The organism is Janthinobacterium sp. PC23-8 (assembly GCF_002250505.1).
GTDB lineage: Bacteria > Pseudomonadota > Gammaproteobacteria > Burkholderiales > Burkholderiaceae_D > Janthinobacterium.
Window position 1 is genome coordinate 1 of the sequence record NZ_NJGY01000002.1, and the last position, 14,202, is coordinate 14,202.

Genomic DNA, 14,202 nt, shown 5'->3' on the forward strand with positions numbered 1-14,202 from the left:
ACACGCCGGGCGTGCTGACCGTCAAGCCGACCGAGGCGCTGCAAAGCACCGTGGCCAGCGTGATCGCGGCGGTCAATGTGGCGCCGTCGCAAGGCAATATGGTGCAGGCCGACATGGTGTCGACGGGGCAGAAGGTGGACAGCAAGGTCGAAGCGGTCGCCGTGGCGAAGGGCGAGCCGGAGCAGGGCACGAGCACCAGCAGTACCAGCGTCGTCAATACGCCGGTGGCGCGGGTGGCCGGCAACGTCACCACCAATGTCTTGCCGGGCTTGCGCCTGAGCGTGGTCGACACCGGACTGCGCCTGCCGACGGAGGGCGGCAATACCAGCGTGGAGAGCCAGTAAGCGAGGTCTTTGATTGAACTGCCGCGTCGTGCAGAACGGCGCGCAGTTTGAAGAAACAGGCACGAAAAAAAGCGGAGGCTGCCTTGAGGCAACCTCCGCTTTTTCATGGTCTACAAGAACTTACGCCATTTCGGTGACGAACTCTTCTTGCGGACGGCGCACTTTTTCGAGGTTCTGCAGCCAGTCGCCTTCGTTCGCGCGGTAGCCCAGCGGCAGGATGACCACCGAGCGCAGGCCGCGTGCGTTCAAGCCCAGGATCTGGTCGACCTTGGCCGGATCAAAACCTTCCATCGGCACCGAGTCGACTTTTTCCTGCGCTGCGGCGATCAGGGCCGTGCCCACGCCGATATACGCCTGGCGTGCCGCATGCTGGTAATTGGTTTCGGCGTCGCGCTGCGGATAGGTGTTCAGGATCTGCTGGCGGTAGGCTTCCCAGCCTTCGTTCTTGAAGCCGCGCACCGTATTGACCAGGTCAAACATATGGTTGATTCGTTCCACCGTGTAATTGTCCCAGGCGGCAAACACCAGCAGGTGCGAGCAATCGGTCACTTGCGCCTGGTTCCAGGCGTGCGGCTTGATCTGCGCGCGCAGTTTCGGGTTGCTCACCACGAACACTTCATACGGCTGCAGGCCGCTGGAACTGGCCGTCAGGCGCACCGCTTCGACGATGCGGTCGACTTTATCTTGCGGTACCGCTTTCGACGGGTCCATCTTTTTGGTGGCGTAACGCCATTGCAGGTCTTGCAGCAGATCGGACATGGAAATCTTTCATTTGAGAATAACGGGGAAAGCAGATGATAGCCGATTCGGCAATTTCAAGCTGGCGTGCCATGTTCCACCGGCCATTTGATGGTCAATACGGCGCCGCCGGCCGTACCGCGCCCGCAGGTGGCGCTGCCGCCGTGGGCGCGCGCGATCGCGTCGACCACCGCCAGGCCCAGACCGCTGCCGGCAGGCAGCTCGGCACGCGCCGCGTCGCCGCGCCAGAACGCCTCGAACACGTGCGGCGCCAGTTCGTCGGGGATACCCGGGCCGGCGTCTTCAAGCCGCAGGCAGTACTGGCCGTCGTGGACGCGCGTGCTGAGCAGCAGTTGCCCCGGGAGGGCGTAACGGCGTGCGTTGTCGAGCAGCGCCAGCACGACTTGCCGCATGCGCGCCGCATCGCAGCGTACCGGGTGGCCGGACAGGTCCAGCAGCAGGGCAAAGCCGGCCTTTGCCAGTTCCTGCTCCAGCAGGCGCGCGACTTCCTCGATTTCCAGCACCAGGTCGGTCCACGTCAGGCGCAGTTGCATGTGGCCGCTGTCGGCCAGGCTCAGGGTGCGCAAGTCTTCGATCAGCCGGCCCAGGCCTTCGACCTGCGACAGCAGGGCGGGAAACTCGACCTCTTCGGGCTTGAACACGCCGTCGACCACGCCCTGCAAGGTGCCGCGCAGGATGGTGACGGGGGTGCGCAATTCATGCGCGATGGCCGCGTTCCAGGTCTGGCTTTCCCGCTCGCCCCGCTCCAGCCGCTCGGCCATGCTGTTGAAGTCATCGACCAGCATCGCCGTTTCGCCCAGGCTGCGGTCGCCCGCCACGGCGCGCGCCGCCAGGTCGCCATGGGCCACGCGGCGCACGCTGTCCATCACGGAATTGATGGGAGTGAGGATGCGAGAGGCCAGCTTGATGGCGAGGAAAACGGCGATGACCAGACCGAAGATGGTCAGGCCCAGCATCCACAGCGATTCGGCCGTGGTGGGCGTCCAGTCGTTGGGCGCGGAAATCATGGCCGGATCGAATTCGGTGGCAATCGCAAAGAAGATCCACCAGCCTATCCATCCCAGCAAGGTACTGCTGACGATCAGCACCGACATCGACAGCACGATCTGCCGGTTCAAGCCCGTCAGGCGCATCACGCTTCGCCTTCGAGCCGGTAGCCCACGCCGCGCAGGCTGACCGGCATATTGGGTACGCCCGCTTCCTCGAGCTTCTTGCGCAGCTTGCTGACATGGCTGTCCACCGTGCGTTCCAGCGTGTTGCCCTCGGGCAGGCAGGCTTCCAGCAGTTCGAGCCGGCTGCACACGCGCCGCGGCGTGCGCGCCAGGTGAGCCAGCAGGCGAAATTCGGTCAGGGTCAGGTTCAGGGCGCAGACCACGCCGCCTCGCACCACGCTGGCGCAATAGCTGTCGTGATCAATTTCGACCGGGCCGCAGCGCAGCCGCGCGGGCGGCGCCTCGGCCGGACGCGCGCGCGAACGGCGCAGCACGGCCGTCACCCGCGCCACCACTTCGGCCGGATTGAACGGTTTCACAATATAGTCATCGGCACCCACGCGCAGGGCGGCCAGCTTGTCGGCGTCCTGGTCGCGCGCGGTGAGCATGATGACGGGCGTGTCGCCGCGCCGGCGCACCAGGGTCAGCACCTCCCAGCCGTCCTGCAGCGGCATTTGCACGTCGAGCAGCAGCAGGTCGGGCGCCAGCGCCAGGTGCTGCGCCAGCGCCTGGCGGCCATCAAGCGCGAAGGCCGTGCGGTAGCCGTCGCGCTCCAGGTAGCCGGCCAGGATGCGGGCGATCTGCGGCTCGTCTTCGGCGATCAGGACGAGAGGGGAGGGAGTAGCGGACAGGCGGTTCATGCGCGCAGTCTAGCATCGTTCACGGTCTCCATCGAATCTCCACATTTCCTCGACGGTGGTTCCACACAGCGTCTTTATGCTCGTGACCTGAATCGACCGGACCGCCGGTCGGGATACGCCACAGAGAAAGTCCATGCACGCCAACCGTCCCTACAAAACCGGGCTCGCCATCGCCGCCTTGCTCGGCCTTGCCGCCTGTTCCAAACCCCAGATCGCGCCGCCCGCCGCGCCGCCGCCGTCGGTCACGGTGCTCAAGCTGCAGACCGCACCGGTGCTGCTGAGCGACGAATTGCCCGGCCGCGTGGCCGCCTTCCGTACCGCCGATATCCGGGCGCAAGTGGGCGGCATCGTGCTGCGCCGCTGGTTCGAGCAGGGCGCCGACGTGAAGGCCGGACAGAAGCTGTTCCAGCTCAATGCGGCGCCGTTCCAGGCCGAAGCCGATGCCGCCGCCGCCGCCCTGCAAAGCTCGCTCGCCACCGCCAACCGCGCCGGCGTGCAGGCCGAGCGCTTGAAGCCGCTTATGGAGGCCGACGCCATCAGCCGCCAGGCCTACGATGACGCGGTGGCCCAGCGCGAGCAGGCCAGCGCCAGCGTGGCACAGGCGCGCGCGGCCCTGGCGCGGCGCCGGCTGGACCTGGCGTTTGCCAGCATCGACGCGCCGATCGCCGGGCGCATCGGCTCCGAACTGGTGACCGAAGGCGCGCTGGTGGGCGTGGCCGATACGGCCGCCATGGCGCGCATCGAGCAGATCGACAAGGTCTACGTGGACGTGCGCCAGCCGGCAGCCAGGCTGGCGGCCCTGCAGGCCGCCGGCGCAAGCGCGGGCGCCATCGACAAGCTGCCCGTCACCATCGTCGGTGCCGACGGCAAGGCTTACGCGCAGACGGGCCGCATTGTGTACTCCGGCACCAGTATCGACGCCGGCACCGGCGACGCCATCATCCGCGTGCTGGTCGACAATCCGCAGCGCCAGCTGTTGCCCGGCATGTTCGTGCGGGCCCGCGTGGCGCGCGCGCAGGACGAGCATGGCTTGCTGGTGCCGCAGCAGGCGGTGCTGCGCGCCGGCGACGGCCAGGCGCAGGCCTGGGTGCTCAATGGCGCCAACCAGGCCAGCCTGCGCCCGATCACGGTCGGCGACGTGGTCGATCACCAGTATGTGGTGGCCAAAGGCCTGAAGGCGGGCGAGACGCTGGTGGTCGAAGGCCAGGAGCGCCTGCAGCCGGGCAGCGTGGCCACGCCGCAAGCCTGGCGCCGCGCCGCCGTTGCCCCCGATTGATTGTTCGCCTCTGAAAGTGTAAAAAGCATGCCGCAATTTTTTATCGACCGCCCGGTGTTTGCCTGGGTGGTGGCGATCTTTATCGTGCTGTTCGGCCTGATCGCCATCCCGCAATTGCCGATTGCGCGCTTTCCTTCGGTGGCGCCGCCGAGCGTGAGCATTAGCGCCAGCTATCCCGGCGCCACGCCGCAGACCATGAACGATTCGGTGATCAGCCTGATCGAGCGCGAGCTGTCGGGCGTGAAAAACCTGTTGTACTTCGAGTCGTCGGCCGACACCTCGGGTTCGGCCTCGATCAGCGTGACCTTCAAGCCGGGCACCAATCCGGAACTGGCGCAGGTGGATGTGCAGAACCGCCTGAAAACCATCGAGCCGCGCCTGCCGCAAGCGGTGCGCCAGAATGGCCTGGGCGTGGAATCGGCGTCGTCGAGCTTCCTGCTGATCGTCAGTCTTCATGCGCCCGAGGGCGGCTATGACGAAGTGGCGCTGGGCGACTACCTGGCGCGCAATGTGACGGAAGAACTGCGCCGCATCCCCGGCGTGGGCAAGGTGCAGCTGTTCGGCACCGAGCGCGCCATGCGCATCTGGGTCGATCCGGCCAAGCTGGTGGCCTACAACCTGGCCATGGGCGACCTGACGGCGGCGGTGGCGCAGCAGAATGCGCAGATCGCGCCGGGCCGCCTCGGCGATGCGCCGGCCGTCAAGGGCCAGCGCGTGACCATACCGTTGACCGTGCAGGGCCAGCTGCAAACGCCGCAGGAGTTCGCCGCCATCGTGCTGCGCGCCAACCGCGATGGCTCCAAAGTGACCATCGGCGACGTGGCGCGGGTGGAACTGGGCGCGCAAAGCAGCAGCTTCAGCATCCGCGAAAACGGCCATGGCGCCTCGGGCGCCGCCGTCAGCCTGTCGCCGGGCGCCAATGCCGTGCGCACGGCAAGCGCGATTCGCGCGCGCATGGCCGAACTGGCGCCGGCCATGCCGGCCGGGATGCGGTACTCGGTGCCGTTCGATACCGCGCCCTTCGTCAAGATCTCGATCGAAAAAGTCGTCATGACGCTGATCGAGGCGATGGTGCTGGTGTTCCTGGTGATGTATCTGTTCCTGCAGAAGATACGCTACACGCTGATCCCGGCCATCGTTGCACCGATCGCCTTGCTGGGCACGTTTACCGTGATGCTGCTCGCTGGTTACTCCGTCAATGTGCTGACCATGTTCGGCATGGTGCTGGCAATCGGCATCATCGTCGATGACGCCATCGTGGTGGTCGAGGCGGTCGAGCGCCTGATGGCCACCGAAGGCCTGTCGCCGAAGGAAGCAACCTCGAAAGCCATGCGCGAGATCACCGGCGCGGTGGTCGGCATCACCCTGGTGCTGACGGCCGTGTTCATTCCGATGGCGCTGGCCAGCGGCTCGGTAGGCGCCATCTACCGCCAGTTCACGCTGGCGATGGCGGTGTCGATCCTGTTCTCGGCCTTTCTGGCGCTGAGTCTGACGCCGGCCCTGTGCGCCACCATGTTGAAACCCATCGCCCCGCACGACCATCAAAAGAAGGGTTTTTTCCGCTGGTTTGACCGCCAGTTCGAGCGCATGACGGCGCGCTATGAACGGGGCGTGGTGCGCATGTTGCGCCGTACCGGGCGCTCCATGCTGGCCTACGGCGGCATCGTCGCCGTGCTGGCCTTCGCTTTCATGCGCCTGCCGTCGGCCTTCCTGCCGGAGGAAGACCAGGGTTATTTCATCACCTCGATACAGCTGCCGTCGGACGCCACCACGGAGCGCACCATGGATGTGGTGAAACAGTTCGAGCAGCATGTGGCCAGCCGGCCCGGCATCGAAAACAACCAGTCCCTGCTCGGCTTCAGCTTTTCCGGCGCGGGTCCGAATGCGGCGCTGGCGTTTACCATGCTCAAGGACTGGAAAGAGCGCGGTGGCGCCACGGCGCAGGAAGAAGTAATCCAGGCGCAGCTGGCGATGGCCAGCGCGCGCGAGGGCATGATCATGAGCCTGATGCCGCCCGCCATCGATGAACTGGGCAATTCCTCGGGCTTTTCCATGCGCCTGCTGGACCGCGCCAACCAGGGCATCGCCGCCTTGCAGGCGGCCCAGAACCGCTTGCTGGCACTGGCCGCGCAAAGCACCAGGGTGGCCGGCGTGTATCCGGACGGCCTGCCGCCGGGCGCCAGCGTGCGCCTGGAAATCGACCGCGCCAGGGCCGAGGCGCTGGGCGTGTCGTTCGGCGCCGTCAGCGACATGCTGACGGCGGCCATGGGCTCGACCTATGTCAACGATTTTCCGAACGCGGGCCGCATGCAGCAGGTGATCATCCAGGCCGACGCACCGGCACGCATGCAGTTGAACGATGTGCTGGGCCTGCGCATCCGCAACAGCGCCGGCGGCATGGTGGCCCTGGGCCAGCTGGTGCGTCCGGTGTGGAGCGAAACGCCGCTACAACTGGTGCGCTTCCAGGGTTATCCGGCGGCGCGCATTTCCGGCAGTGCCGCGCCGGGCGTATCGAGCGGCGACGCCATGCTGGAAATGGAGCGGCTGGTGAAACAGCTGCCACCGGGCTTTGCGCTGGACTGGACCGGACAGTCGCTGCAGGAGAAGGAATCGGCTTCGCAGGCGCCGATGCTGATGGCGCTGTCGATGCTGGTGGTGTTCCTGGTGCTGTCGGCCCTGTATGAAAGCTGGGCCATTCCGCTGTCGGTGATGCTGGTGGTGCCGCTGGGCCTGTTGGGCGCGGTGCTGGCCGTGACCATGCGTGGCATGCCGAACGATGTGTTTTTCAAGGTCGGCATGATCACCATTATCGGCCTGTCGGCCAAGAACGCCATCCTGATCGTCGAATTCGCCCGGCAGTTGCAGGAACAGGGCAAGGGCCTGGTGGAGGCGACCGTGGAAGCGGCGCGCCTGCGCCTGCGGCCTATCCTGATGACCTCGCTGGCCTTCGCGCTGGGCGTGGTGCCCCTGATGCTGGCCAGCGGCGCCAGCGCCGAGACCCAGCATGCGATCGGCACCGGGGTCTTTGGCGGCATGATCACCGCCACCGTGCTGGCCGTGTTCTTCGTGCCGGTATTTTTTGTCGTCGTGCTCAGCGCGGTGGCCAGGCTGGAACAACGCTGGGGCAATCCGGCATTGCGGGGAGAAGCATGATGCGGCGCCATTTTATTTTACCGATGGCCGTGATGGCGGCCGCCTTGTCGGCTTGCAGCCTGACGCCGACCCTGGTGAAACCGGCGCTGCCGGTGCCATCCGCCTACGATGCCGGTGCCGCAGCGCAGGGCAATGCGGCCGACCTGGGCTGGCGCCAGATGCTGCTGGACCCCCGCTTGCAGCGCCTGGTGGAACTGGCCTTGCTGAACAACCGCGACCTGCGCGTGGCCGCGCTGAACGTCGACGCCGTGCGCGCGCAGTACCAGGTCCAGGACAGCGCGCGCTATCCGGCCATCGGCGCGGGGGGCGGCGGCACGCGCCAGCGCGCGCAAAACGCGGCCGGCAGCGCGGCGGTGCAGCAGCAGTTTACGGCTGGCGTGACCATGAGCGCCTTCGAAATCGACCTGTTCGGCCGCTTGCGCTCGCTGTCCGACGCCGCCTTTGCGCGCTACCTGGCGACGGAGCAGGGGCGGCGCGCGGCACAGCTGAGCTTGACAGCGGCCGTGGCCGACGCCTATCTTGACGAGCGGCTGGCCAGCGCGCAGCTGCAACTGACGCAGGCGACCTTGCAGGACTGGCGCCAGGCCCTGGTCATCACCCGGCGCCTGCATGCGGCGCAGCAACGCAGCGGGCTGGATCTGGCGCAGGCCGAAGGGCAGGCGGCAACGGCGGAAGCGGACTTGCAGGCACGTGAGCGTGCACGCCTGCTGGCGCGCAACAATCTGGAACTGCTGCTGGGTGGCCCGCTGCCCGGCGATTTGCCGGCCGGTCGCGCGCTCGACGCCCAGCCCGTGCTGACGCAATTGCCGGCCGGCCTGCCGTCCGACCTGCTGGTGCGCCGGCCCGATATCTTGCAAGCGGAGCAGACGCTGGTGGCGGCCAATGCCGACATCGGCGCCGCGCGCGCCGCCTTCTTTCCGCGCCTGTCGCTGACGGCGCAGCTGGGCTTTGCCAGCCCGGCAATAAGTGACTTGTTTCGCGGTAGCGCGCGCAGTTGGTCGTTTGCGCCGCAGATCACGCAGCCCTTGTTCCAGGGCGGCCAGCTGCGCGCCGAGCTGCGCCTGTCGCAGATCCGCACCGAGGTGGCCGTGCTGCAGTACGAGCAGGCGATCCAGAACGCGTTTCGCGAAGTGCGCGATGGCCTGGCCGGCAGCCAGACCTATGCGCAGCAGATCGCGGCACAGCAGCGCGTGGCGGCCAGCGCCGAACAGCGGCGGCAATTGTCGCAATTGCGCTACGGCGCCGGCCAGGACAGTCGTTTGGAACTGCTCGACGCGCAAAGACAATCGTATGCTTCGCAACAAACTTTGCTAGACTTGCGGCGTGACCAGTTCAAGTCGGCAGTCGCCCTGTACAAGGCGCTGGGCGGAGGGCTGGAAGAGTAATCGATAATCGCTTGCCGCTGACCGGGGGAGTACCATGTCTGCCAAGCCGCTGTTGCGCACCAGTTTGATCATATTGAGCCTGGGCCTGGGCCTCTGTTTGGCGCAGGCCTGGGGCCGGCCAGCGGACAGTGCGCCGCTGCGCGTGATCGGTTTTCCCTATCCGCCCTTCATGCTGGTCGACGAACGCAGCAAGCCGGCCGGCCCCATGGTCGAGCTGGTGGCCGAAGCGTTCCGCCGCATGGGCCAGCCCGTCCGCATCGAACTGCTGCCGCTGCCGCGCGCGTTGCTGCAAGTGGAAACGGGCGAAGCGGGCGCCCTGTTCAGCGTCAAGAAGACCCCGGAACGCGAAGCGAAATACCTGTTTTCCAGCGAACCCGTGCTGTTCCAGCACTATGTGATTTTTGTCGCCAGCGAATCGACCCTGGCCTTTCGCGGCGACCTGAACGAGCTGGCCATGGCCTCCATCGGCGTGGTGGGCGGCACTTCCTATGGCGCCATCTTTGACGCCGCCGCACGCCAGGGCGTTTTCAAGAAGCTGGAAATGAGTTCCAGCCACGAAGCCAATTTCAGGAAGCTGCTGGCGCACCGCATGGACGCGGTCGTGTGCAGCCGCGCCGTCGGCGTGGAAATCCTCAGGCAACTGCAGGCGACGCGGCGCGTGAAAATCAGCGGACCGGCGATCGAGACGACGCGAAGCTTTGTCATGTTCAACAAGGCCGTCGCCACGCCGCAACTGGTGTCGCGCTTTGACCAGGCCGTCAGGGAGATGCGGCGGGAAGGGATGCAGGGGGTACATTCCAAGTTGAGAAAGTATGATTAAATTTCATACTTAGTTATAGAAAACAATTAGTTCTAACATAATCATCGCCGCCATAAGATGGGTTGACCGAAGTTCAACCTACCTTGTGCGGAGTGATAATGAGTGTGACGCGTCGTCATTTTTTGATGCAACTGGCCGCTACCAGCGGCTATACGGCCGCGTATGCGGCCATGACTACCCTGGGCCTGGGGGCAGTGGGCGTAACGACGGCCGCCGCCGCCGCGCCCTTGCTGCCGGCGCCCGGTTCCGGCAAGGGCTTGCGCGTGCTGGTGCTGGGCGCCGGCATCGCCGGGCTGGTGTCGGCCTGGGAGCTGCGCAAGGCCGGCTACCAGGTGCAGGTGGTCGAAGCGCGCGAGCGGGTGGGCGGGCGCAACTGGACCATCCGCGACGGCACGCGCATAGCCTACACGGACGGCTCGAGCCAGACGGCCCGCTTCGACCGGGGCCAGTATTTCAATGCTGGGCCGGCGCGCCTGCCCAGCCACCATCAAACCATCCTTGGCTACTGCCGCGAGTTCGGCGTGGCGCTGGAAGCGGAAGTCAATACCAGCCGCAGCGCCTATTTTCTGCCGGACGCCGCGAAAAACAAGCCGGCGATCCAGCTGCGGCGCGCCGTCAACGATGCGCGCGGGCGCATTTCGGAGTTGCTGGCGAAGGCCGCCGATGCCGGCGCGCTGGACCGCGAACTGAGCGTGGCGGACCGCCAGCGCCTGCTGGCATTCCTGACAGTCTACGGCGACCTGGCGCCCGACAAGAGCTTCAAGGGCACCGAGCGTTCGGGCTACACCGTGTTTCCCGGCGCGGCCGAACAGGTGGGCGTGCGGCCCGAGCCCTTGTCGCTCGACGAACTGCTGGACCCGGATCTGTGGACGTCCCTGATTTTCGATGAACTGCTGATTTTCCAGCCCACCATGCTGCAGCCGGTGGGCGGCATGGACCGCATCCCGGCCGCCTTCGGCCAGCGGCTGCAAAAGGAACTGCGCCTCAACACCGAGGTCACGCGCATCCACAACGAAGCGGACGGCGTGGCCGTCACCGTGCGCCATCGCGCCAGCGGCAAGCTCGAGACCCTGCGCGCCGACTATGCGATCACCACCTTTCCGCTGCCCGTGCTGGCCAAAGTACCTTCGAATTTTTCGCCGCCGGTACAGCAGGCGATCGCCTCCACCGAGTACGACACGGCCAGCAAGATCGCCTGGCAGTGCCCACGTTTCTGGGAAACCGACAGCCATATCTATGGCGGTATCTCGGTGGTCAAGCACGTGACGTCGTTGATCTGGTATCCGAGCGGCGGCTTTCACCAGCCGAACGGCACGCTGGTCGGCTGCTACAACATCGGCCAGGCGGCGCGCGATTTCACCAGCCAGCCTTTGGCGGCGCAATTTGCGTCCTCGCGCCAGGTGATCGACCGCGTCCATCCCGGCCGCGGCGCGGCCCTGCAACGCCCCGTCAGCGTGGCCTGGCACAAGGTGCCGTACAGCCTGGGCTCCTGGGTGCACTGGGCCACGCCGGCCGAACCGGCGTATGTGCTGCTGAACCAGCCCGACGGCCGCGTGCACTTCGCTGGCGAATACCTGAGCCAGATCGGCGCCTGGCAGGAGGGCGCCGCCTTGTCCGCCCATCACGCCGTGGCGGCAATCGCCGCCCGCGTCGCAAGCTCCGCTGCCACCATTTAATTGCTTCCCACCGAGAGAACACCATGAAAAAAAACGCCACCACCCTGATCGCCGCCTTGACCTTTGCCGCCGGCGCCGCCGGCGCGCAAGACATCAGGCGCACGGCTATCCCCAATTCGAACTTCCCGATTTCGGTCGCCGTTAGCGTGCCGGCCACGGCCAGCACCGTCTATTTCAGCGGCGTGCTGCCCGATGTCGCCAATCCCGCCGCCCCGAAAGGCTCGTTCGAGTCGTTCGGCGACACACAGACGCAAGCCTTGTCGGTATTGCGCAAGCTGCAAGCGGCATTGAAGAACGAAGGCCTCGATTTCGGTGACGTGGTGCAGCTGCGCGTCTTTTTGGTGGGTGATGCCAGGCTCGACGGCAAGCTCGATTTCAATGGCTTGAATGCCGCCTACTCGCAGTTTTTCGGCACACAGCAGCAGCCGGCCAAGCCGGCCCGCACCGCATTGCAAGTAGTGGCCCTGCCGCTGCCGGGCGCGCTGGTCGAGATCGATCTGGTGGCGGCCAAGGCCGCCCGTAACAACTGACAGGAAACCGACAACCATGAACCACGCTCCCCATATACTCAAGCCGCGCACCTTGCCGCTGGCCGTCTTCCTCGCCTTTGCCGCCAGCAGCGCGATTGCCTCTGACGCCGCCGATGCCAATGCGGGGCCGGCGTTGGCCGCCGCAGAAGGCGGCGTGGTGGTCGTCACCGGCACGCGCGATACGCGCCGCTCTGCCGACGATAGCCTCAGCCCCATCGACGTGGTCAGCGCCGCCGATTTGCAGCGCACGGGCCAGCTTGACTTGCGCGACGCGCTGGTCAAGCTGCTGCCGTCCGTCAACCGCCTGGCGCAAGCGGGCGACGCGGCCAACCTCACCAGCGCGCTGACCTTGCGCGGCCTGAGTCCCAACCATGTGCTGCTGTTGATCAACGGCAAGCGCCGCCACACGTCCGCCAATATTTCGGCCGATCCCGGTGCCCAGCAGGGCGCCACGCCGGTCGACCTGGACCTGATCCCAATTGGCGCCGTCGACCATATCGAGGTGCTGCGCGATGGCGCGGCCGCCCAGTATGGCTCGGACGCCATTGCCGGCGTGATCAACGTCATCCTGAAGTCGTCGGCGCAGGGCGGCAACCTCACCGTCAACAGCGGCCAGTACTACAAGGGCGACGGCCTTACCCTGGGCAGCTCGGCCGATATCGGCCTGCCGCTCGGCGAAGACGGCTTTGTTCACCTCAGCGCGGAGACCAAACGCCATGACCATAGCGTCAGGAGCGCGCCGGACGAGCGTACCGGCACCCTCGTCAACCGCACCCTGGGCGACCCGCAAAGCCGGCGCGAAGCGGTCGGCCTCAATGCCGGCTATGCCTTCGGCAGCACCGAACTGTATGCGTTTGGCAGCGTGGCGCACCGCGCCGGCGAAAGCGTGCAGAACTACCGCCTGCCGAACCGCCTGCCGCAGCTGTATCCGAACGGTTTCAGCCCCGTCGAGACCAGCAACGAGCAGGACGGTTCGCTGACGGCTGGCGTGCGCGGCGAGCAGCTGGCCGGCTGGCGCTGGGACCTGAGCGGCACGTACGGCGTGGACAACGTCAAGATCGGCATGCGCGATTCGGCCAATACCGACCTGTATGCGGTCACCGGCGCCACGCCGACCAGCTTCCACCTGGCCAGCTACAAGAACACGCAGTGGGGCGTGAACCTTGATGTGGTGCGCCCGTTCGAGGTCGGTTTGGCGGCGCCGCTGTCGGTTGCGCTGGGCACCGAATACCGGCGCGAGACCTATGAAGTGGGCGCCGGCGACGCCGCCTCGTCGTTCGGCAGCGGCGCGCAGGCCTTGCCCGGCCTGTCGGCCATCAGCGCGGGCAAGCACGATCGCACCATCTCGGCCGCCTACGCCGACCTGTCGACCAGGCTCGGTCCCCGGTGGGAAGCGGAACTGGCGGCTCGCCATGAACGCTACAGCGACGCCGGCAACAGCACTAATGCCAAGCTGTCCGCGCGCTACCAGGCCAGCGCACGCTATGCGCTGCGCGGCACCTTGAGCACGGGTTTTCGCGCGCCGTCGCTGGCCCAGGAGTACTACACCAGCCTGGCGGTCTCGCCGACCACGGCCGGCGGCCAGCTGGCCGTCAATTCGGTGGCCGCGCGCAGCCTGGGCGCGAGCGCCCTGAAACCGGAAAAATCGCGCAGCATCAACCTCGGCCTGGTGGCGCAGCCCTGGGGCAAGTTCAACCTGACGCTCGACGCCTACCGCATCGAGATCCGCGACCGCATCATCCAGGGCGGCACTTATACGGGGACGACCGCCATCAATGCCTTGAGCTCGGCCGGCATCAGCCTGCCCACCGGCCTGTCGTCGGTCAGCGCCAGCTATTTTGCCAACGGCGTCGATACCCGCACCCAGGGCGTGGACGTGGTGGCGACCTACACCAGCAATCTGGGTGCGGGGCGTATAGCCTGGGATCTGGGCGGGAACGTCAATACCAGCTCCATCCTGCGCACTGCCACTGACACCAACGGCAGGCCGCTATTGAACGCCCAGCAGGCCGGTTATCTCACGACCTCGACGCCGAAAAACAAGCTGATACTGGGCGGCGTCTGGAGCCAGGGGCCGTGGGGCGTGAGCCTGCACGCCACGCGCTACGGCAAGACGGCCACCGAAGCGACCTTTTTTTCGGGGCCGAACATCTATTCCACCTCGGTGTTCAACCATATTGAAAACGCGCCGCGCACCCTGACCGACCTGGAAGTACGCTATACCGTCAGCAAGAAACTGCAGCTGTCCCTGGGCGCCAACAACCTGTTCGATGTCTATCCGAGCAAGGTGCCGGCAGCCAGCCGCTACCTGGGCGTGTATCAATACGATACGGCCGCGTCGCAGACAGGCTTTAACGGAGGCTATTATTATGTGCGCGCTTCGTATGCGTTCTAGGCGGCCGTTCCA

Annotated in this window: 11 protein-coding genes; 8 read left to right on the forward strand and 3 right to left on the reverse strand. The window is 66.3% G+C overall.

The genetic code is table 11. The features are described from left to right. The coding region (locus CD932_RS28865) for a hypothetical protein (RefSeq protein ID WP_176460997.1) at nt 1-344 on the forward strand (344 nt) is incomplete at its 5' end. A 120-nt stretch (nt 345-464) separates the two neighbouring features. On the opposite strand, the gene CD932_RS15150 is transcribed toward CD932_RS28865, so the two are convergent. The 3 genes from CD932_RS15150 to CD932_RS15160 are packed head-to-tail and all read right to left on the reverse strand — an operon-like array spanning nt 465 to nt 2,955. Further along, nucleotides 465-1,103: an NAD(P)H-dependent oxidoreductase gene (locus tag CD932_RS15150; RefSeq protein ID WP_094443661.1), complete on the reverse strand. Its 639-nt coding sequence runs from the start codon at nt 1,101-1,103 to the stop codon at nt 465-467. Between the two features lie 56 nt (nt 1,104-1,159). Beyond that, complete coding sequence (locus CD932_RS15155; RefSeq protein ID WP_094443662.1) at nt 1,160-2,236, reverse strand: ATP-binding protein; 1,077 nt, start codon at nt 2,234-2,236, stop codon at nt 1,160-1,162. Further along, a complete protein-coding gene (locus tag CD932_RS15160) occupies nt 2,236-2,955 on the reverse strand; it encodes a response regulator (RefSeq protein ID WP_094443663.1) in 720 nt (239 codons plus the stop codon). The genes CD932_RS15155 and CD932_RS15160 overlap by 1 nt, the downstream gene beginning before the upstream one ends. Nucleotides 2,956-3,088: 133 nt before the next feature. Here CD932_RS15160 and CD932_RS15165 point away from each other — a divergent pair, with 133 nt between their 5' ends. The 7 genes from CD932_RS15165 to CD932_RS15195 all read left to right on the forward strand — a co-directional run bounded on the left by CD932_RS15165 (nt 3,089) and on the right by CD932_RS15195 (nt 14,190). Then, entirely contained in the window at nt 3,089-4,231 is a 1,143-nt protein-coding gene (locus tag CD932_RS15165; RefSeq protein WP_094443664.1) for an efflux RND transporter periplasmic adaptor subunit, read from the forward strand. A 27-nt stretch (nt 4,232-4,258) separates the two neighbouring features. Continuing rightward, complete coding sequence (locus tag CD932_RS15170) at nt 4,259-7,384, forward strand: efflux RND transporter permease subunit (protein ID WP_094443665.1); 3,126 nt, start codon at nt 4,259-4,261, stop codon at nt 7,382-7,384. After that, the gene (locus CD932_RS15175) at nt 7,381-8,769 is read left to right on the forward strand and encodes an efflux transporter outer membrane subunit (RefSeq protein WP_303396095.1); all 1,389 of its coding nucleotides are present in this window, start codon (nt 7,381-7,383) and stop codon (nt 8,767-8,769) included. The genes CD932_RS15170 and CD932_RS15175 overlap by 4 nt, the downstream gene beginning before the upstream one ends. A gap of 34 nt (nt 8,770-8,803) precedes the next feature. Further along, nucleotides 8,804-9,589 (forward strand): transporter substrate-binding domain-containing protein, encoded by a 786-nt coding sequence (locus tag CD932_RS15180; protein ID WP_094443666.1) that lies wholly within the window; start codon nt 8,804-8,806, stop codon nt 9,587-9,589. Between the two features lie 98 nt (nt 9,590-9,687). Beyond that, nucleotides 9,688-11,265 (forward strand): FAD-dependent oxidoreductase, encoded by a 1,578-nt coding sequence (locus CD932_RS15185; RefSeq protein ID WP_094443667.1) that lies wholly within the window; start codon nt 9,688-9,690, stop codon nt 11,263-11,265. 23 nt (nt 11,266-11,288) lie between these two features. Further along, nucleotides 11,289-11,795: a RidA family protein gene (locus CD932_RS15190; RefSeq protein ID WP_094443668.1), complete on the forward strand. Its 507-nt coding sequence runs from the start codon at nt 11,289-11,291 to the stop codon at nt 11,793-11,795. Between the two features lie 16 nt (nt 11,796-11,811). Further along, nucleotides 11,812-14,190, forward strand: coding sequence for a TonB-dependent siderophore receptor (locus CD932_RS15195; protein WP_094443669.1), 2,379 nt, complete (start codon nt 11,812-11,814; stop codon nt 14,188-14,190). Nucleotides 14,191-14,202 lie beyond the last annotated feature (12 nt).

Coding starts and splice junctions, on each gene's coding strand:
- CD932_RS15150 (WP_094443661.1), bottom strand. CDS start 1,103: ATGTCCGATCTGCTGCAAGACCTGCAATGGCGTTACGCCACCAAAAAG.
- CD932_RS15155 (WP_094443662.1), bottom strand. CDS start 2,236: ATGCGCCTGACGGGCTTGAACCGGCAGATCGTGCTGTCGATGTCGGTG.
- CD932_RS15160 (WP_094443663.1), bottom strand. CDS start 2,955: ATGAACCGCCTGTCCGCTACTCCCTCCCCTCTCGTCCTGATCGCCGAA.
- CD932_RS15165 (WP_094443664.1), top strand. CDS start 3,089: ATGCACGCCAACCGTCCCTACAAAACCGGGCTCGCCATCGCCGCCTTG.
- CD932_RS15170 (WP_094443665.1), top strand. CDS start 4,259: ATGCCGCAATTTTTTATCGACCGCCCGGTGTTTGCCTGGGTGGTGGCG.
- CD932_RS15175 (WP_303396095.1), top strand. CDS start 7,381: ATGATGCGGCGCCATTTTATTTTACCGATGGCCGTGATGGCGGCCGCC.
- CD932_RS15180 (WP_094443666.1), top strand. CDS start 8,804: ATGTCTGCCAAGCCGCTGTTGCGCACCAGTTTGATCATATTGAGCCTG.
- CD932_RS15185 (WP_094443667.1), top strand. CDS start 9,688: ATGAGTGTGACGCGTCGTCATTTTTTGATGCAACTGGCCGCTACCAGC.
- CD932_RS15190 (WP_094443668.1), top strand. CDS start 11,289: ATGAAAAAAAACGCCACCACCCTGATCGCCGCCTTGACCTTTGCCGCC.
- CD932_RS15195 (WP_094443669.1), top strand. CDS start 11,812: ATGAACCACGCTCCCCATATACTCAAGCCGCGCACCTTGCCGCTGGCC.